The 17,907-nt window shown below is 71.7% G+C and carries 16 protein-coding genes; 8 read left to right on the forward strand and 8 right to left on the reverse strand.

Features of this window, described 5'->3' with window-relative positions; translation table 11 throughout:
* Positions 1 to 176 precede the first annotated feature (176 nt).
* Positions 177 to 3,809 (reverse strand): bifunctional proline dehydrogenase/L-glutamate gamma-semialdehyde dehydrogenase, encoded by a 3,633-nt coding sequence (locus J2X63_RS06430; protein WP_309975280.1) that lies wholly within the window; start codon positions 3,807 to 3,809, stop codon positions 177 to 179.
* A gap of 160 nt (positions 3,810 to 3,969) precedes the next feature.
* Between J2X63_RS06430 and J2X63_RS06435 the strand changes: the two genes are divergently transcribed.
* Both J2X63_RS06435 and J2X63_RS06440 read left to right on the forward strand, forming a co-directional pair.
* Positions 3,970 to 4,881 (forward strand): LysR family transcriptional regulator, encoded by a 912-nt coding sequence (locus J2X63_RS06435; RefSeq protein WP_309975282.1) that lies wholly within the window; start codon positions 3,970 to 3,972, stop codon positions 4,879 to 4,881.
* Between the two features lie 25 nt (positions 4,882 to 4,906).
* A complete protein-coding gene (locus J2X63_RS06440) occupies positions 4,907 to 5,344 on the forward strand; it encodes an META domain-containing protein (protein WP_309975284.1) in 438 nt (145 codons plus the stop codon).
* Between the two features lie 6 nt (positions 5,345 to 5,350).
* On the opposite strand, the gene J2X63_RS06445 is transcribed toward J2X63_RS06440, so the two are convergent.
* Positions 5,351 to 5,839: a VOC family protein gene (locus J2X63_RS06445; protein WP_309975286.1), complete on the reverse strand. Its 489-nt coding sequence runs from the start codon at positions 5,837 to 5,839 to the stop codon at positions 5,351 to 5,353.
* A gap of 48 nt (positions 5,840 to 5,887) precedes the next feature.
* On the reverse strand, positions 5,888 to 6,877 hold the full coding sequence (locus tag J2X63_RS06450; protein WP_309975288.1) for a transcriptional regulator: 990 nt from the start codon (positions 6,875 to 6,877) through the stop codon (positions 5,888 to 5,890).
* Positions 6,878 to 6,937: 60 nt separating this feature from the next.
* On the opposite strand from J2X63_RS06450, the gene J2X63_RS06455 reads away from it, so the two are divergent.
* From J2X63_RS06455 to J2X63_RS06465, 3 genes are all read left to right on the forward strand, one after another.
* Positions 6,938 to 7,951, forward strand: coding sequence for an ATP-binding cassette domain-containing protein (locus J2X63_RS06455; RefSeq protein WP_309975290.1), 1,014 nt, complete (start codon positions 6,938 to 6,940; stop codon positions 7,949 to 7,951).
* A gap of 133 nt (positions 7,952 to 8,084) precedes the next feature.
* On the forward strand, positions 8,085 to 8,909 hold the full coding sequence (locus J2X63_RS06460; RefSeq protein WP_309975292.1) for an ABC transporter permease: 825 nt from the start codon (positions 8,085 to 8,087) through the stop codon (positions 8,907 to 8,909).
* An 89-nt stretch (positions 8,910 to 8,998) separates the two neighbouring features.
* On the forward strand, positions 8,999 to 10,693 hold the full coding sequence (locus J2X63_RS06465) for an NAD(P)/FAD-dependent oxidoreductase (RefSeq protein WP_309977835.1): 1,695 nt from the start codon (positions 8,999 to 9,001) through the stop codon (positions 10,691 to 10,693).
* Between the two features lie 50 nt (positions 10,694 to 10,743).
* Here the strand turns inward: J2X63_RS06465 and J2X63_RS06470 are convergent, their stop codons facing one another.
* On the reverse strand, positions 10,744 to 11,172 hold the full coding sequence (locus J2X63_RS06470) for a hypothetical protein (protein ID WP_309975293.1): 429 nt from the start codon (positions 11,170 to 11,172) through the stop codon (positions 10,744 to 10,746).
* 66 nt (positions 11,173 to 11,238) lie between these two features.
* On the opposite strand from J2X63_RS06470, the gene J2X63_RS06475 reads away from it, so the two are divergent.
* Both J2X63_RS06475 and J2X63_RS06480 read left to right on the forward strand, forming a co-directional pair.
* Positions 11,239 to 11,751 carry an SRPBCC domain-containing protein gene (locus J2X63_RS06475; protein WP_309975295.1) on the forward strand — a complete coding sequence of 171 codons (513 nt, stop codon included), beginning with the start codon at positions 11,239 to 11,241 and terminating at the stop codon, positions 11,749 to 11,751.
* A 132-nt stretch (positions 11,752 to 11,883) separates the two neighbouring features.
* Complete coding sequence (locus J2X63_RS06480; RefSeq protein ID WP_309975298.1) at positions 11,884 to 13,002, forward strand: AI-2E family transporter; 1,119 nt, start codon at positions 11,884 to 11,886, stop codon at positions 13,000 to 13,002.
* A 25-nt stretch (positions 13,003 to 13,027) separates the two neighbouring features.
* On the opposite strand, the gene J2X63_RS06485 is transcribed toward J2X63_RS06480, so the two are convergent.
* Together J2X63_RS06485 and J2X63_RS06490 are read right to left on the reverse strand one after the other, a co-directional pair.
* Entirely contained in the window at positions 13,028 to 13,582 is a 555-nt protein-coding gene (locus J2X63_RS06485) for a thioesterase family protein (protein ID WP_309975299.1), read from the reverse strand.
* Between the two features lie 105 nt (positions 13,583 to 13,687).
* Positions 13,688 to 14,821 (reverse strand): bifunctional 2-methylcitrate synthase/citrate synthase, encoded by a 1,134-nt coding sequence (locus J2X63_RS06490; protein WP_309975300.1) that lies wholly within the window; start codon positions 14,819 to 14,821, stop codon positions 13,688 to 13,690.
* Between the two features lie 297 nt (positions 14,822 to 15,118).
* Between J2X63_RS06490 and J2X63_RS06495 the strand changes: the two genes are divergently transcribed.
* Positions 15,119 to 15,922 (forward strand): hypothetical protein, encoded by an 804-nt coding sequence (locus J2X63_RS06495; protein WP_309975302.1) that lies wholly within the window; start codon positions 15,119 to 15,121, stop codon positions 15,920 to 15,922.
* A gap of 87 nt (positions 15,923 to 16,009) precedes the next feature.
* On the opposite strand, the gene prpB is transcribed toward J2X63_RS06495, so the two are convergent.
* The gene (gene prpB / locus J2X63_RS06500; protein ID WP_309975304.1) at positions 16,010 to 16,909 is read right to left on the reverse strand and encodes a methylisocitrate lyase; all 900 of its coding nucleotides are present in this window, start codon (positions 16,907 to 16,909) and stop codon (positions 16,010 to 16,012) included.
* 153 nt (positions 16,910 to 17,062) lie between these two features.
* Complete coding sequence (locus tag J2X63_RS06505; RefSeq protein WP_309975305.1) at positions 17,063 to 17,905, reverse strand: oxidoreductase; 843 nt, start codon at positions 17,903 to 17,905, stop codon at positions 17,063 to 17,065.
* Positions 17,906 to 17,907: the final 2 nt, after the last annotated feature.

Genomic DNA, 17,907 nt, shown 5'->3' on the forward strand with positions numbered 1-17,907 from the left:
AGCGCCCACGGGCACCCCGCGCGCCCGGCGCCCACCGCCCGCCCCGGCACGCACCACCCGCCCGCGGCGGAATCCCCGATTGGCGGTGGAATCCCGTTCGTCGTGGATTCCACCGCGCAACCGGGATTCCAGCCCGCGGGCGCGGGCGGCGCGGGCGCGCGCGGGCGCGGGACGCCCTAGATCACGCCGTCGGAGATCGTCGTCGGGTTGCCGAACCGGTGGTTCGTGATCGAGATCGCCTGCTCGTGCAGGAACGGCAGCAGCTCGACCCGGCCCGACGGCGTCACGGGGTGCGACCACACCGCGACATCCGGAGTTCCGCCGAGCGCGCGCGCGAGTGCCGAGGCGTCTCCGCCCACGAGGCGCACGCGGGATGCCCCGACGCCCTGCTTCGCGACGCGGGCGAGCCATTCGCCGTCGCCTTCGCGGACGACGCGGATGTCGCGGGCGCCGAGGATGGTGCGCACGGCCTTCGGCAGCTCGACCGAGGTGGACACGGTGAGCGGCGCCTTCGCGAGCAGGCCCGCGGCGATGACGCGCAGCCCCTCGCCGAGGGTCGCCGCCTCGCCGATGCGCACGGCGACGGGCAGGGCCCGGTAGCGGAACAGGTTCCGCTCGACGCCGACGCCCGAGACGTCCTTCACCACGCCGTACTCCTCGGCCCAGGCGACCTCGTCCGAGAGGGCCGAGCGGCGCAGCAGGTCGAATGACTCGTAGTCGAGCGCAGGCTGCGACGCCTCGATGAGCTCCGAGACGCGCTTCTCGAGTCCGCGCAGGTGGAGCGTGCTCGACGAGGTGCCGTGCTCGGGCATCCACTCGCCGAGGCCGAACAGGTAGTTCGGTCCGCCCGCCTTCGCGCCGGCGCCGACGGCCGAGCGCTTCCAGCCCCCGAAGGGCTGGCGCTGCACGATGGCGCCGGTGATGCCGCGGTTGACGTAGAGGTTGCCGGCCTCGACCCGGTCGAGCCAGGTGGCGACCTCGTCGGAGTCGAGCGAGTGCAGGCCGGCGGTGAGGCCGTAGTCGACGGCGTTCTGCAGCCGGATGGCCTCGTCGAGGTCCTTCGCGTGCATGACGCCGAGCACCGGGCCGAAGAACTCGGTGAGGTGGAAGTACGAGCCGGGAGCGACGCCGGCGCGGATGCCCGGCGACCAGAGGCGGCCCGTCGCGTCGAGCTGCTTCGGCTCGACGAGCCACTCCTCCCCGATGCCGAGCTGGGTGAGCGCGTGCAGCAGCTTGCCGTTCGCGGGCTCGATGATCGGACCCATCTGGCTCTGCGGGTGCTCGGGGTAGCCCACCCGGAGCGAGGTGGCGGCGTCGACGAGCTGGCGGCGGAACCGCTCCGACTTGGCCACGGAACCGACGAGGATCACGAGCGACGCGGCCGAGCACTTCTGGCCGGCGTGGCCGAAGGCGCTCTTCACGACGTCGGATGCCGCGAGGTCGAGGTCGGCCGACGGCGTCACGATGATCGCGTTCTTGCCGCTGGTCTCGGCGAGGAGCGGCAGGTCGGGGCGGAACGAGCGGAACAGCTGCGCGGTCTCGTACGCGCCCGTGAGGATGACGCGGTCGACGGCGGGGTGCGCGACGAGCTGACGTCCGAGCTCGCGTTCTCCGATGTCGACGAGGGCGAGCAGGTCGCGGGGGATGCCCGCCTCCCACAGCGCCTCGACCATCACGGCGCCCGAGCGCTGGGCCAGCTTCGCGGGCTTGATGACGACGCCCGAGCCCGCGGCGAGCGCGGCCAGCACGCCGCCCGCGGGGATGGCGACGGGGAAGTTCCACGGCGGGGTGACCACGGTGAGCTTCGGCGGAACGAACACGGCGCCCTGCACGTGGTCGAGCTCGCGGGCCCGCTCGGCGTAGTAGTGGGCGAAGTCGATCGCCTCGCTGATCTCGGGGTCGGCCTCGGCGATGGTCTTGCCCGTCTCGGCCGCCATCACCTCGATGAGGCGGTCGCGGTTCGCGGCGAGCGCGATGCCCGCGCGGTGCAGCACGGCGGCGCGCTCGGCGCCCGGCAGCTCGCCCCATGCGCGGCCGCGATCGGCGGCGGTCTGGACGACGCGCTCGAGCGCGGCCTCGTCGTCGATGCGCGCGGCGGCGATGGTGTCGAGGCCGAGGCGCGACTCGGGCACCCGGGCGAGGATGCGGCGGCCCCACTCGCGGTTCGCGGCGAGCGCGGGGTCGGTGTCGGGCTCGTTGCGGAAGCCGGGGGTGACGCCGGGTCCGGCCGGCGCGGTCTGGGCAGCGGATGCCGCGGCATCCGTCGGCGCGACGAGATCGAGCCCGCCCGAGCCTCGCGTGATCTCGAGCACGGTACTGGTGAGGGACGCGTCCTCGTGCTCGGTGCCCGGCGCCGGGGCATCCGGAACCGCCATGGCGGCAGCGAGCGCCTCGTCGGTCCACTCGGTACGTCGGTTCTGGGTGCGGTTCGGCGCGGGCGTGCGACCGTCGTCCGCCTCGAGCGCGGCGAGCGAGCGGAGGTAGCGGTCCTGCTCGCGCTGGAACAGGCCGCGGTCGTTCGCGAGCTCGAACACGGCGGACATGAAGTTGTCCTGGCTCGCGTTCTCCTCGAGGCGGCGGATCAGGTAGGCGATCGCCACGTCGAACTCGCTCGGGTTAACGACGGGCGTGTAGAGGAGGAGGTTGCCGACGTCGCGGCGCACGGCCTCGGCCTGGCCGGTGGCCATGCCGAGGAGCATCTCGAACTCGACGCGCGACTCGACCCCGCGCTCCCGGGCGGTGAGCCAGGCGTGGGCGACGTCGAAGAGGTTGTGGCCGGCGATGCCGAGCTTCACCGCGTCGGTGCGCTCGGGCGTCATCGACCAGTGCAGCACGCGCTTGTAGTTGGTGTCGGAGTCCTGCTTGGTGGCGTAGGTGGCGACGGGCCAGTCGTGGATCGCCGCGTCGACGTGCTCCATGGCGAGGTTGGCGCCCTTCACCACGCGCACCTTGATCGGCGCGCCACCCGCCTGGCGGCGCGCGGTGGCCCACGCGGTGAGCTCCTGCATCGCCCCGAGCGCGTCGGGCAGGTAGGTCTGCAGCACGATGCCGGCCTCGAGGCCGCGCAGCTGCGGCTGGTCGAGCAGGGTGGTGAACACCGCGATCGTGAGGTCGAGGTCGCGGTACTCCTCCATGTCGAGGTTGATGAACTTCGGCCGGCCCTTCGCCTCGCCCTTCGCGGCGAGCTCGTAGAGGGGGGTGAGCTTGGAGACGACCTTGGCGACGGCCTCGTCGAACGACCACATCGAGAGCTGGCTGACGACGCTCGACACCTTGATCGACACGTAGTCGACGTCGTCGCGGGCGAGGAACTCGTAGGTGCCGCGCAGGCGACGGTCGGCCTCGTCCTCGCCGAGCACGGCCTCGCCGAGGAGGTTGAGGTTCAGGCGGTTGCCGGATTCGCGGAGCTTCGCGATGGCGGGACCGAGCTTGGCCGGGGTGGCGTCGAGCACGAGGTGGCCGACCATGGCGCGCAGCACGCGGCGGGCGATGGGGATGACGAGCCACGGGAACGCGGGCGCGACGAAGCCGCCGAGGCGCACGGCGCCGCGGAGGTACCACGGCAGGAACTTCGGGGTGAGCTTCGCGACGTGCTCGAGGTTGCGGCCGGCGACGCCCAGGTCCTCGGGGCGCATCACGCCGTCGACGAAGCCGACCGTGAAGGCGAGTCCGTTGGGGTCCTTCAGCACGCCGGCCAGCCGCTCGGCGGCAGGATCGACGGGGTGGTCGGCGCTCTCGGCGAGCCAGCGGCGTACGAGGGCGACGACGTGGTCGGTGCTCGGCGTCAGATCCGTGGCGGCGTTCGACATGGTCACGAGGCTAGTGTCCTTTGCTTCGGGCGCGCCGGGCGGGTGCGCGCGCCTGTCGCGTTCAGTATGCGACGCGGCATCCGTTCAGTACAGCGAATGAATCTGACGGATACTATTCGGTAAAGTCGAATGATTCCTGACCGAGACGGAGGCCCACGGCATGCTCGACGTTCGACGGCTGCGACTGCTCGTGGAGCTCAGCCAGCGCGGCACCCTCGCCGCCGTGGCCGACGCCCTCTCGTACAGCCCCTCGTCGGTGTCGCAGCAGCTCAGCCAGCTCGAGAAGGAGGCCGGCGTGCCGCTGCTCGAGCAGGTCGGCCGGCGCGTGCAGCTCACCCCGCAGGCCCAGCTGCTCGTCGGCCACGCCCGGGCCGTGCTCGACCGGCTGGAGGAGGCCGAGGCGGATGTCGCCCGCTCGCTCACCGCCGTCGGCGGCACGGTGCGCATCGCCGTGTTCCAGTCGGCCGCGCACGCCATGGTGCCGCAGGCGCTCACCCTCCTCCGCACCGAGCATCCCGCCCTGCGCGTGGAGGTCACGGAGCGCGAGCCCGACGCCGGCCTCTTCGAGGTCTCGGCTCGCGACTTCGACCTCGTCATCGCCGAGCAATACCCGGGTCACACGCGCGCGCACCGCGACGACCTCGATCGGGTGCACCTCGCCTCCGACGCGATCCGGCTGGCCCTCCCGCCGCATCCGGCGCGGCCGCCCGCCCAGACCCTCGACGCCGCGGCGCGCCTCCCGTGGGTGCTCGAGCCCCAGGGCACGGCGTCGCGCGAATGGGCCGAGCAGCTCTGCCGGGAGGCGGGCTTCGAGCCCGACGTGCGCTTCGAGACGGCCGACCTGATGGCCCACATCCGGCTCATCCGCTCGGGCAACGCCGTCGGGCTCCTGCCCGACCTCGTGTGGGCGGGCGAGGCGCCGAGCGTCACGCTCGTCGACCTGCCCGGGCGTCCCGAGCGCGAGGTCTTCAGCTCGACGAGGCTCGCTGCCGCCGACCGACCGGGCGTCGTGGCCTGTCGCGACGCCCTCGCCCGCGCCGCCCGCGCCTCGGCGATTCCGGCGGGACGCTGAGCGACCCGGGCGTACGATGTGCCGCATGCGACGGATGCTGCGCACCACCACCCTGGCCGGAACCATCCTCCTCGCGGCGGCGCTCGCGCTGTCCGGCTGCGCCGGGGTCGTCGCGGCGGGCGGCGGCCGCGCGAGCGCCTCGGCCTCGGCGAGCGCCAAGGGCTCGAGCAGCGAGAGCGCGGTGGGCGAGTGGGGAGACGTGGACGACTCCACGCAGCCGTCGCTCGTGCTCGCGAAGGACGGCACGCTCACCGGCACCGACGGCTGCAATCAGCTCAACGGCGGGTGGACGCAGGAGGGCGACACGGTGACGTTCTCGAACGTGGCGTCCACCATGATGATGTGCGCCGAGGTCGACACGTGGCTCGCAGGGCTCGACACCGCGAAGGTGGACGGGTCGACGATGACCGTATACGGCCCGGCCGGCCGCAAGGTCGGCACCCTCGAACGCGCCGACGGGTAGCGGGGGCTACACCGGTCCCGGCCCTCCGGCGCCGAACGCGTCGACCTCCGGGTCGTAGCCGAGCACGGCGTTGCCCACCTCTGCCGGCTCGTGCATCCAGGGCGTGTAGCTCACGCCCACGAGCAGGCCCTCGGGGCTCAGGAGGCGCGACGTCGTCTGCCCCCACGGCTCTTCGTGCGCGCCGACGAGGATCTCATGCCCTCCGGCGCGCAGTTCCTCGACCGCCTCAGCCACGGCCGTGGGCGTCTCGACGTCGAACTCGATCCATGCCTGCGGCACGGGGCGATCGGTCGGCCACTCGGTCGTGCCGAACGTGGCCTGGGCCGCCTGGCTGAGCGGCCAGATCGCGAACGCGTTGACGCCCGGCAACTCCTCGGTGTGGAAGTACCCCTCGTCCTCGCTCAACGGGATGCCGAGCGCGCCGCGCCAGAAGTCGGCCGACGAGGAGTCGGCGGTGCCGATGGGGCCGAAGCCGGCCACGAATGCGATGTCCATGCGCCAAGGGAACGCCGCATCACCGGCATCCGCAACCCCGATCGGGGCTCAGGCGGTCGGTTCGACCGCGGCGACGAGCCGGGCGCTGTGCGCCGTGAGGAAGTCGAGCAGCTCGGGCGGCCCCTCCACGCGATAGCCCGCCCCCGGCGGCAGCCAGACGAGCGCCATCGCGAGGGCTTGGGGCCCGTCCGCCTCGAGCGGCCAGACGCAGCGGGCGGGACCGTCGGCCACCACGTCGCGGCCATACGGCCCGAGGTGCTCCATCAACTCGGCTCGCGGCAGGTCGACGATCACGCGCGCACGGACGCTGCGGTCGCGATACCGCAGCGCGGTCTCCACCCGTCGGCGTGCCGCCTCGTCGGTCATCGGCCGCGGCTCGAACCGCACCCTCGTCTGGAAGACGTCGCTGATGCGGTCGAGCCGGAAGGTGCGCCAGTCCTCGCGCTGGCGATCCCACGCGAGCAGGTACCAGCGCCGGGCCACGGGCACGAGCCGGTAGGGCTCGACGACGCGCGAGGTCGACTCGCCCGCGGCATCCGTGTAGCTGAATCGCAGTCGTTCGGCGTCACGGCACCCGAGCGCCAGCAGCCCGAGCAGCTCGGTGTCGATCTCGGGCGCCGGGCGGCCGGATGACTCGCGCGTGCCCGCGCCCACGGTGGCGTGCGACTGCAGCGCGTCGATGCGTCGGCGCAGGGCGGGCGGCAGCACCTGCTCGATCTTCGCCAGCGCGCTGAGCGTGGTGTGCTCGGCCCCGCGCAGCCCGGCCGTCGCCTGCGAGCGCAGGCCGACGGCGATCGCGACGCCCTCGTCGTCGGTGAGGAGCAGCGGCGGCAGCCCGGTTCCGGCCTCGAGTCGGTAGCCGCCTGCGCTCCCCCGCATGGACTCGATGGCGTACCCCAGCTCGCGCAGGCGCTCCACGTCGCGCCGCAGCGTGCGCTCCGAGACGCCGAGGCGGTCGACGAGTTCGTGCGCCGGCCAGTGCCGGTGGCTCTGCAGCAGGGAGAGGAGTTCGAGCGTCCTGGAGGTGGTCGCGGCCATGTCCCAAGTATCTCCGCAATGCGGACAGGAAGTGACCGGATATCTCGGAAGACTGGCCTCATGACGAACCACAACCGAACGAACGAGATGATCACCGCCCGAGGCCTCACCAAGACGTTCCGCTCCAAGGGGCAGGTCGTCGAGGCCGTCCGCTCCGTCGACCTCTCCGTCGGAGCCGGAGAGCTCGTCGCCTTCCTCGGCCCGAACGGCGCCGGAAAGTCGACGACCCTCCGCATGCTGACGACGCTGCTGCCGCCCACCGCGGGCGAGGCGACCGTCGCGGGCTGCGACATCCGGCGAGACCCGGCCGGCGTGCGCCGCCGGATCGGCTACGTCGGCCAGGGCAGTTCGGGCGGGCACACGCAGCGGGTGCGCGACGAGCTGCACGCGCAGGGCGCGTTCTACGGACTCGGTCGCCGTGAGCGCCGCGCCCGCGCCGCCGAACTCGTCGAGTCGCTCGAGCTCGGCCAGGTGGCGAACCGGCAGGTGCAGTCGCTCTCGGGCGGCCAGAAGCGCCGGCTCGACATCGCCCTCGGCCTCATCCACCGCCCCGAACTGCTCTTCCTCGACGAGCCGTCGACGGGGCTCGACCCGCACAGCCGGGCCAACCTCTGGGAGCACATCGTCGACCTCCGTCGCACGACGGGCACCACGATCTTCCTCACCACGCACTACCTCGACGAGGCCGATCAGCTCGCCGAGCGCGTGATGGTCATGGACCACGGTGCCGTCATCGCCGACGACACCGCCTGGGCGCTCAAGGAGTCGCTCGCCGGCGACCGGGTGACGCTCGCCTTCGCCTCGGCGACGGATGCCGCGGCCGCGGCCGCGCGGATCGGCGGGTCGGTCGACGGCGCGACGGGCTCCGACCCCAGGGTGGTGACGCTGACCGTCTCGGACGGTGACCGGGCGCTTCCACATTGGATCCGGGAACTCGCCGATGCCGGCCTCGAGGTCGTCGCCGCCACCCACCGCCAGCCCACACTCGACGACGTGTTCCTCGCGCTCACGGGCCGGAGCCTCCGCGAGGAGGCCGCCGCCGCATCCGCCGAGCCCGCCGCCGCCGCCGCCTGATTCCACCACCGCCCACCGAGATGCAGGAAGACACGCCGTTGCGACATCCGGACTCCTCCGGCGCAGCCGGCGCGTCGCCCAGATATTCCTGCTCTTCGGCGCGCACTCAACTCAGATCCGAAAGGAACCGCTCATGAACACCATCAGCCCCGCCGCATCCGCCACGGTCACCGAGACCGGCCGGCCCGCGGCATCCGCTCGCCCGACCGGCTTCGTGCACGACACCGCCACGGTGTTCGCGCGCGAATCGCGGCCACTCGTGCGCGACCCGTTCAGCGTGATCTTCTCGCTCGTGCAGCCGCTCGTCTTCCTCGGGCTGTTCGGTCCCCTGCTGATCGGCGCGTCGGGCGGCGACGTCGCCGGCACGCTGCAGTGGTTCGTGCCGGGCATCCTCGTCATGGTCGCGCTGTTCGGCACGGCCTCGACCGGCGCGAACCTGCTGTTCGAGATGCAGACGGGCTCGCACGAGCGCACGCTCGTCGCACCGCTGTCCCGCAGCGCCCTGCTCGTCGGCCGCGCCCTCAAGGAGGTCGTGCCGCTCGTGATCCAGGGCACGATCGTGGTGCTCGTCGCGGTGCCGTTCGGGTTCTCGCTCGACGTGCCGGGCCTCGTCGCGGGCCTCGTCGTGCTCGCGATCTTCGGCGTCGGCTTCGGCGCCCTCAGCTACCGGCTGGCGCTGGCCTGCCGGAACCGCGACTGGATGTTCTGGATGGTGCACCAGACGCTGCTGTTCCCGCTGATGATCCTGTCGGGCATGCTGCTGCCGCTCGAGGACGGCCCCGACTGGATGAAGGTCGCCGCCGCGGTGAACCCGCTCAGCTACCTCGTCGCCGGCGAGCGGGCGCTCCTCGCGGGCGACTTCGGCGCCCCGGCCGTGGTCGGTGCCGTGATCGCCGCGGTCGCCACCTGCGCGATCGGCCTCGGACTCGGCGTGCGGGCGATGCGCCGGGCCGCCTGAGGCAGTCGCCTTCCGAGGTGATCGAGCGGGCGAAGGGCGAGCGGATGCCGCATCCGCTCGCCCTTCGCACCATCACGTACGCTCGTGGGATGCCCCACGACGTCGTGATCCTCGGCGGCGGACACAACGGCCTCACCGCCGCCGCCTACCTCGCCCGCGCCGGACGCTCCGTGCTGCTCCTCGAGCGCGGCGACCACCTCGGCGGCGCCGCCGTGTCGGCGCAGGCGTTCGACGGGGTCGACGCACGGCTCTCCCGCTACTCCTACCTCGTGAGCCTGCTGCCGCAGCGCATCATCGACGACCTCGGCCTCGACGTCCGGCTCGTGCGGCGCCGCTACTCCTCGTACACACCCGATCCGGCCGAGCCGTCGCGCGGCCTGCTCGTCGACCGCGAGGCGACGCCCGAGGCATCCGCTGCCGCGTTCGCCAGAGTCGGCGCCGCAGCCGATGCCGACGCGTGGAACGCCTTCTACGACCAGACCAGCCGGATCGCCGAACGCCTCTTCCCGACGCTCACCGAGCCGCTGCTCACGCGCGCCGAGGCCCGCGAGCTGGTCGGTGACGACCAGGCCTGGCGGGCCCTGATCGAGCAGCCCCTCGGCCGCACGATCGATGAGCGGTTCGCGAGCGACCTCGTGCGCGGCGTCGTCGCGACCGACGGCCTCATCGGCACGTTCGCCGACCTCGACGACCCGTCGCTCGACGCCAACCGGTGTTTCCTGTACCACGTCATCGGCGGCGGCACGGGCGACTGGGACGTGCCGGTCGGCGGCATGGGCTCGGTGACGGGCGAGCTCGCCCGGGCCGCGCGTGGGGCCGGCGCAGAGCTCGTGACCGGCGCCGAGGTGCTCGCGGTCGAGCCCGACGGCCGGGTCCGCTACTCGCTCGACGGCGCTCAGCACGTCGTCGAGGCCGAGGTGCTCCTGGCCAACGTCGCGCCCGTCGTGCTCGATCGCCTGCTCGCTTCGGGGGCGACGGATGTCGCCGCACGCCGCTCGGAGGCCGCCACCGCGACGGATGCCGCCACGATCGCCCCGCGGGACCAGGCGGCGTTCCGCCCGAACGACCCGCTGCCGGTGCCGCCCGTCGTGCGCGAGCGGCTGCGCCGCCTCGCCGAGCCCGAGGGCGCGCAGGTCAAGGTCAACCTCCTGCTGACCCGGCTGCCCCGACTCCGTGACTCCGAGGTCGCGCCCGAGGCCGCGTTCGCGGGCACGTTCCACATCAACGAGCTCGAGTCGCAGCTCGACGCGGCCTTCGCCACGGCGTCGCGCGGCGGCATCCCCTCGCCCCTGCCCTGCGAGGTGTACTGCCACACGCTGAGCGACCCCTCGATCCTGTCGCCCGAACTCGCGGCGTCGGGCGCCCACACCCTCACGGTGTTCGGCCTGCACGTGCCGCACCGGCTGCTCGAGCGGTTCTCCAACGACGAGCTGCGCGATCGCCTGCAGGCCGCCGTGCTCGCCTCGCTCGACTCGCTGCTCGCCGAGCCGATCGTCGACGTGATCGCGACGGATGCCGCCGGCCGCCCCTGCATCGAGACGAAGACCACCCTCGACCTCGAGGAGGCGCTCCGCATGCCCGGTGGCAACATCTTCCACGGACCGCTGTCGTGGCCGTGGGCCGAGGACGGCGCCGCGCTCACCACGCCGGCCGACCGATGGGGCGTGGCGACGGGCCATCCGCGCATCCTGCTCTGCGGCTCGGGCGCGGTGCGCGGCGGCGCCGTCAGCGGCATCGGCGGACACAATGCGGCCATGGCCGTGCTCGAGGCCGAGACGGACTGACCCGCCGGCGCACGGCGCAGGCGGGTCAGGGAAGTCGGCCGGAGGGCCGATCAGAAGATGAACATCTGCCCCATGACGAGGATCGCGATGACGAAGACGGCGATGATGCCGCCGACGATCGCGACCGAGCGGCCCGAGAGCCGGGCGATGGCGTAGCCCACCAGGAACGGCAGCGCCACGAGGAAGATCGTGACGACCCACCAGAACGCGATGTAGCCGCCCGGCGACATCTCGTCGAGGCGGCCGGCGAAGAGCTGCTGGGTGCTGGGATGCGTCGCGAACGCGAACGAGGCCGACAGCGGCACGGCGATCAGCGCGAAGACGAAGACGCCGGCGAGGAAGCCCCAGAGGCCCGACTTGCCCTCGGTGATGTTCAGGCCCTCCTCATGCTGCGCGGTCGTCGTCGCCTGACGCGTGCTCGACGACTGCCCGCCCGACGGATGATTCGGCTTGCGCTTGGCGCCCCCACTTGATCCCATGGCGCAACTCTAGTGGTTTGCCGCACGCCGGGTTTAGCCTGAGATCCACGACGAGCAGGGGGCGCCATGACCGCGAAACCGACCGGCCACTACACGTTGAAGCCCGACGGGCTCTACCTCCAGTTCGACCGCCTCTTCCACGCTCCCATCGAGGAGGTCTGGTACGCCCTCACCAATCCCAACGCCATGCGCGCGTGGATCGGCACCTACACGGGGCGGCCCGAGACGGGCGGCGTCCGCTTCCAGATGACGTTCGAGGGCGACGGCGCCGAGTGGCAGAACGTGAGCATCCTCGAGTGCGCCCCGCCGCACCGCTTCCTCGCCGACTCCGGGCCGGCGCCCACCGGCATCCGCGTCTTCGCACACCTGCGTGAGGCCGCCGGCATGACGACGCTCACCTTCGGGCAGCGGCTCTCCAACACCGCGGATGCCGCGACGATGGGGCCCGGCTGGGACTACTACCTCGACCGGCTCATGGCCGCCAAGGCCGGCCGGCCCCTGCCCGACTGGGAGACGTACTACCCGGCGTTCGCCGACCACTACAAGGGGCTGCACGTCCCGGCCGAGACGCACGGCTGAGCGCCGCGCCGGCCGGCGACGGCGAACGACGGCGGGCCGTCGGCGATCGGATGCAGCGACGGAGCTCGGGAGCCCCGGCGGCGGCCTGCGCGCTTCGGCGGCCCGCGGCATCCGCGCCCCTAGACTGACGCCGTGAAGAGCATCGAGCGGCGCGCCCGCGAGCAGAGCACGGGCAGCGCAGGCAGCACCGACCGCGGCCGCGGCAGGAACTTCATGTCGGAACGGCCCCTCGTCTGGGCGTTCATCGCCACGATCGGCGTGCTCCTCGGCCTCGCCCTTGCGTGGACGCTCCTCAGCCTCGGGGGCGTGCTCTTCTCGGTGTTCGCGGCCGGGTTCATCACGCTCGGCCTCGACCCGCTCGTGCGGTGGTTCCAGCGGCGCGGGATGAAGCGCGGCGTCGCGATCCTCACCGTGATCATCCTGTTCATCCTCGTGATCGCCGGCATGCTCTGGATCGTGCTGCCGCTCGTGATCACGCAGGCGGTCACGTTCGTCGAGCAGGTGCCCGACATGTACAAGCACCTGCAGTCGCAGGAGTGGTTCCAGGACGCCCAGGCGGGCACCGGCGGCATCATCGGCACCGTCTACAACTGGGTGGTGGGCCTCATCAGCGACCCGAACACGTGGGCCACGATCGGCGGCGGCGCGCTCAACGTGGGACTGGCGATCGTCGGCGGCATCTCGACCGGCTTCTTCATCTTCATCCTCACGATCTACTTCATCGCGACGCTCGACTCCTCGAAGGCCGCCATCTACACGCTCATCTCGGCCTCGCACCGCGAGCGCGTGGTCGGGTACGCCGAGCGGATCATGCAGAACGTCGGCCGCTATCTCAGCGGCATGGTGGTGCTCGCGTTCTTCAACGCGGTCTTCAGCTTCATCGTGCTGACCATCGCGCAGGTGCCGTACGCGCTCGTGATCGCGGTCGCCGCGTTCTTCATCACGCTCATCCCGCTCATCGGAACGGTGCTGACCACCATCGTCATGACCGTGCTGGCGCTGTTCGTCTCGCCGCTGTCGGGCATCATCGTGCTCGCCGCGATGCTCGTCTACATGCAGGTCGAGGCGTACATCCTCACGCCGAGGGTCATGTCGAAGGCGGTGCAGGTGCCGGGCTCGATCGTGCTCATCGCCGCCCTCGCCGGCGGCACCCTCGCGGGCCTGCCCGGCGCGCTCGTCGCGATCCCGGTGGCCGCCGGCATCCTGCTCATCATCAAGGAAGTGGTCGTGCCCGCGAAGGCGCGGTCCTAGTTCAGCGGATGCCGCGGGCCGGCCGTCACCAGAGCGACGGCGCCTTGGCCTTCGTCGCCGGCAGTGCGACATCCGCGCCCCACCGTTCGATCCACTCGGGGATGCCCTGGCCCTCGATCGCGCCGAACTCGGCCATGAGCTCGGACACGGGAACGGTGCCGCCGGCCTTGCGGAGGAACCGCGCCCGGATGAAGCCCTGCGCGTAGACCTCGGCCTCGCCGTCGGGGCCGGGGCGCACGAAGCGCTGCTCCATGTAGACGGCCTTGTCGTCGTAGCCGACGACCTTCGACTCGATCGTGAACCGCTGCCAGAGACTCAGCGACTTGCGGAACGTGATCGTCTCGCTGGCGACCACCGGGTACCAGCCCTTCGCGCGGAACGCCCGCCACACGCCGTTGCGCACGAGCATGTCGAAGCGCGCGACATCCATGATCGAGAAGTACACGCCGTTGTTCATGTGCCGGTTGATGTCGAGGTCGGTCGGCAGCGTGATGAAGTTCGTGCGCGCGACGTCGTAGTGGCCGAGGTCGGGCTTGCGACGGGACAGGAACAGCACGTGCAGCAGCGTGCGGAAGAACATGTGCATAGTCCACGACTGTAGGCCGGATCCGCGCACGGAACCTCCACCTTGGCGGGTCGCCACAGCGGGCGGGCGGATGCCGCGAGCTGCTGTTGTGCGATCCGTTCAGCCCTTGGCGGGCACGTGCCGCTCGTCGGGACCGTCGTAGACCGACAGCGGGCGGATGAGCGCGTTCGACGCGGCCTGCTCCATGATGTGCGCGGTCCAGCCGGTGACGCGGCTGGCGACGAAGAGCGGCGTGAACGTCGCGGTGTCCCAGCCCATGAGGTGGTAGACCGGCGCCGAGGGGTAGTCGAGGTTCGGCTTGATGTTCTTGCGCTCGCCCATGGCCGTCTCGAGGGCCACGTAGAGGTCGAGGACGTCGGGGCGGTCGTAGTGCTCGACGATGCGCTCGAGCGCATCGCGCATGGTCGGCACCCGCGAGTCGCCGTTCTTGTAGACGCGGTGGCCGAAGCCCATGATCTTGCGCTTGTTCGCGAGCGCGTCGTCGAGCCAGGCGATGGCGCGCTCGGCGCTGCCCTCGCCCATGCCGATCTCGTCGAACGCGTGCATGACCGCCTCGTTGGCGCCGCCGTGCAGCGGGCCCTTGAGTGCGCCGATGGCGCCGACGACCGCGGAGTAGAGGTCGGCGAGGGTCGACGTGATGACGCGCGCGGTGAAGGTGGAGGCGTTGAACGAGTGCTCGGCGTAGAGGATCATCGACACGTCGAACGCCGTCACCACCGCGAGCTCCGGCGCCTCGCCGAACGCCTGCCAGAGGAAGTTCGCCGAGTACCCGAGGTCGTCGCGCGGCTCGACGAACTCGAGTTCGTGCCGGCGGCGCTGGTCGTAGGTGACGATCGACGGGAGCTTCGCGAAGAGCCGGATCGCCTTGTCGAGGTTGGCCTCGGGCGAGTCGTCGGGCGTCTCGGGGTCGCTCGCGCCGATCACGCTGACCGCAGTGCGCACGACGTCCATCGGGTGCGCGGTGAGGGGCAGCTCGTCGATGATGCGCTTGACCTCGTGGTCGAGGCCGCGGTGCGACCGCTCGCGCTCCTCGAACTCGGCGAGTTGACGGTCGTCGGGAAGCTCGCCGTACCAGAGCAGGTAGGCGACCTCCTCGAAGGTGACGGATGCCGCGAGCTCCTGCACCGGGTAGCCGCGGTACAGCATCGAGTTGGTCTCGGGGTTGACCTTCGAGACCGCCGTGTAGTCGACCGGCACGCCGGCCAGGCCCTTGTAGATCTCTCGCTCTTCCAAGTGCGTCCCCTTCGTCGCCGTGCCGGATCAGCCTACTCGTTTCCGGAGTGCGCTCTCCGGCCCCGATGCCGCGCACCCTCCCTCAACAGCTCTGCGGGTCGCGTACGCCGCCGCAGCGCCGAGCGGACGACCGCCGTCAACCGTACGGAGGTGGACCATCGGTGCGTGCCCCGCCCGACCCCGCTGCCTCCTGAACTGGCCGCCCGCGGATTCACCACTGCCGATGCGCTCGATGCCGGCGTGAGTGTCGACCGCCTCAGAGCCGGCGACCTCGATCGATCGATCAGAGGAATCCGGATGCCCCTGGGAGCATCGCTCGCTGAGCGCTGTCGCAGCGCGCTCCTCGTGTGCCGCGAGGGCGCGTTCGTCTGCGGACCCACCGCGGCGGAGCTGCACGGCATGCCGCTCCCGCCTCGGGCCCGTGCACGAGCCCGCGCGGAACTGGACATCGGGACGCCCGGCCCCGGACGCGCCGTGCGCCGTCGTGGCGTTCGCGGTCGAAGCCTCCGCCTCCACGAGGAGGACGTCGTCGACCGCGGCGGCGTGCCGGTCACCTCGGTCGCCCGCACCTGGTGCGATCTCGCCGTCATCCTCTCCGTGCCCGAGTTGGTGGCCGCCGCGGACTGGGCCGTTCGGGCGCGAGCCGCGAGCACCGCCGCCCTCCGTTCGGCGGTCGAGCGGTATCCGGATCACCGGCAGCGCGCCAAGCTCGATGTTGCCCACTCCCTGATCGACGGAGCGTCGGAGTCGCCGAAGGAATCGGAGCTTCGCGCGATCGTGGTGCTCGGCGGCCTTCCCCGACCGGCGGTGAACCCGGTCGTGTTCGATCACGGCCGACTCGTCGCGCGGGTCGACCTCCTGTTCCGTGACTTCGCCGAGGTGCTGGAGTACCAGGGCGACCATCACCGCACGGATCTGGTCCAATGGCGACGCGATCGCACCCGGGAGTCCGATCTGGAGTCGCTCGGCTTCCACGTGATGGAGATCACGAACTCCGACCTGCGAAGGCCGCGCCGACTCGTCGAACGTATCGTCAGGAACCTCCACCGGCGCGGTTGGCACGGCAGGCCGTCATTCTCGCCGTGGTTTCCGGCCGATTGAGGACGCGTCCGGGGCATTTGCACGGGTCCGGATGCCCCGAACACGTCCTCAACCCGTGCAGGTGGCGCGGTCCCGGATGCCGCGGGGTCAGCGGGAGACGCGGAAGTTGAAGATCGACGTGTCGAAGTGGTTGTAGCCCTCGTAGTCGATGAGCTCGTAGAGGTCGGCACGGTGCTGCATCTGCCCGAGCATGCCGTTGAGCGAGCCGGTCTCCTCGAGCTCGTCGAGTCCGCGCACCGCGGCGCCCATCGCGAGGCGCAGCAGCGACACGGGCCAGATCACGAGGTTCATGCCGACGTCCGCCAGCTGCCGCACCGTGAACAGCTCGCTCTTGCCGAACTCGGTCATGTTCGCGAGCAGCGGCACGTCGACGGCGGCACGGATCGCCCCGAACTCCTCGAGCGACGACATCGCCTCGGGGAAGATCGCGTCGGCGCCAGCGTCGACGAGCTTCTTCGCCCGGTCGACGGCGGCGTCGAGTCCGTCGACGGCCCGGATGTCGGTGCGCGCCATGATGAGGAAGTTGTCGTCTCGGCGAGCGTCGACGGCGGCGCGGATGCGCTGCAGCGCCGTGTGCTCGTCGACGACCTGCTTGCCGTCGAGGTGCCCGCAGCGCTTCGGGTTCACCTGGTCCTCGATGTGCAGGCCGGCGAGCCCGGCGTCCTCCATCTCCTGCACGGTGCGCGCCACGTTCATCGGCTCGCCGAAGCCGGTGTCGGCGTCGACGATCGCGGGCAGCTCGGTCATGCGCGCGATCTGCTTCGCCCGGCCGGCGACCTCGGAGAGCGTGGTCAGGCCGATGTCGGGCAGACCCAGGTCGGCCGAGAGCACCGCGCCCGAGATGTAGACGCCCTCGAAGCCCTTCTGCTCGATCAGCCGCGCCGAGAGCGGGTTGAACGCACCCGGGAACCGCATGATCTCCCCGCTGGCGAGGCGCTCGCGGAACAGCCGGCGCTTCTCGTGGGCGGGAGTCTGGGCGTAGAGCATGGTGGGCCTCCTCCGATCCAGCCTAGCTTCGAGCGGATGCCCCAGCGCCGAGCGGATGCCGCAGGGCCGAACGGATGCCGCAGGGCGGAGCGGATGCAGCGGGCAGGGCGGAGAGCGCAGCAGGCCCCGCACGCGGCATCCGCTCGACGGGCGTCAGCGCATGCCGTAGGCGCGCGTGATGACGGCATCGAAGGCGCGGTCGCTGAGGAGCCGACGCGCGAGCAGGATGGCCTTCGCGCTCGTAGGCACCGCGTAGCGGGTGCGGGGCCGACGGACGGTGACCGCCTTGCCGATCGCCGCAGCGACGACGCGCGGGTCGGCCCCGACGCCGGGGCGGTCGGCCACGCCGTAGATCCTCGCGAGCGCATGCGCCTGCGCGGAGTACGCGGTGTCGCCCGAGCGGGTCAGCGCGCTCTCCGCGGAGATGCCGCCCCACTCGGTGCGGATCGCACCGGGCTCGATGACGATGACGTGCACGCCGTGGGGCTCGAGCTCCACGCGCAGCGAGTCGCTGAGGCCCTCGACCGCGAACTTCGTGGCGTGGTACCACGCGCCGAGCGGCTCGTACATCTTGCCGCCGATCGACGACACGTTCACGATGCGTCCGCTCCGCTGCGCGCGCAGGTGCGGGAGCACGAGCTGGGTGAGGCGCGCGAGACCGAAGACGTTGACCTCGAACTGGCGGCGCGCCTCCTCGAGCGGCACGTCCTCGAGGGCGCCGTACGACCCGTAGCCCGCGTTGTTCACGAGTACGTCGATGCGGCCCTGCTCGCGCAGCACCTGCTCGACGCCCGACGTCATCGACGCGTCATCCGTCACATCCATCTCGATGACGTGCACGCCGCGGCCGGCGAGCGCCGCCATGCGGTCGACCCGGCGCGCAGCGCCGTAGACGACGAACCCCCGACGGGTGAGCTCGACCGCGGTGGCCTCGCCGATGCCCGACGAGGCGCCGGTGATGAGCGCGACCTGTCCCGCGCCGTCGGCACGCGCCATGG

It is taken from the genome of Agromyces sp. 3263 (assembly GCF_031456545.1).
Classification (GTDB): domain Bacteria; phylum Actinomycetota; class Actinomycetes; order Actinomycetales; family Microbacteriaceae; genus Agromyces.

Excerpts from the sequence above, each read along its gene's own strand:
- J2X63_RS06430 (WP_309975280.1), bottom strand. The coding sequence starts at position 3,809 with ATGTCGAACGCCGCCACGGATCTGACGCCGAGCACCGACCACGTCGTC.
- J2X63_RS06435 (WP_309975282.1), top strand. The coding sequence starts at position 3,970 with ATGCTCGACGTTCGACGGCTGCGACTGCTCGTGGAGCTCAGCCAGCGC.
- J2X63_RS06440 (WP_309975284.1), top strand. The coding sequence starts at position 4,907 with ATGCGACGGATGCTGCGCACCACCACCCTGGCCGGAACCATCCTCCTC.
- J2X63_RS06445 (WP_309975286.1), bottom strand. The coding sequence starts at position 5,839 with ATGGACATCGCATTCGTGGCCGGCTTCGGCCCCATCGGCACCGCCGAC.
- J2X63_RS06450 (WP_309975288.1), bottom strand. The coding sequence starts at position 6,877 with ATGGCCGCGACCACCTCCAGGACGCTCGAACTCCTCTCCCTGCTGCAG.
- J2X63_RS06455 (WP_309975290.1), top strand. The coding sequence starts at position 6,938 with ATGACGAACCACAACCGAACGAACGAGATGATCACCGCCCGAGGCCTC.
- J2X63_RS06460 (WP_309975292.1), top strand. The coding sequence starts at position 8,085 with ATGAACACCATCAGCCCCGCCGCATCCGCCACGGTCACCGAGACCGGC.
- J2X63_RS06465 (WP_309977835.1), top strand. The coding sequence starts at position 8,999 with ATGCCCCACGACGTCGTGATCCTCGGCGGCGGACACAACGGCCTCACC.
- J2X63_RS06470 (WP_309975293.1), bottom strand. The coding sequence starts at position 11,172 with ATGGGATCAAGTGGGGGCGCCAAGCGCAAGCCGAATCATCCGTCGGGC.
- J2X63_RS06475 (WP_309975295.1), top strand. The coding sequence starts at position 11,239 with ATGACCGCGAAACCGACCGGCCACTACACGTTGAAGCCCGACGGGCTC.
- J2X63_RS06485 (WP_309975299.1), bottom strand. The coding sequence starts at position 13,582 with ATGTTCTTCCGCACGCTGCTGCACGTGCTGTTCCTGTCCCGTCGCAAG.
- J2X63_RS06495 (WP_309975302.1), top strand. The coding sequence starts at position 15,119 with ATGCCCCTGGGAGCATCGCTCGCTGAGCGCTGTCGCAGCGCGCTCCTC.
- prpB (WP_309975304.1), bottom strand. The coding sequence starts at position 16,909 with ATGCTCTACGCCCAGACTCCCGCCCACGAGAAGCGCCGGCTGTTCCGC.
- J2X63_RS06505 (WP_309975305.1), bottom strand. The coding sequence starts at position 17,905 with ATGGCGCGTGCCGACGGCGCGGGACAGGTCGCGCTCATCACCGGCGCC.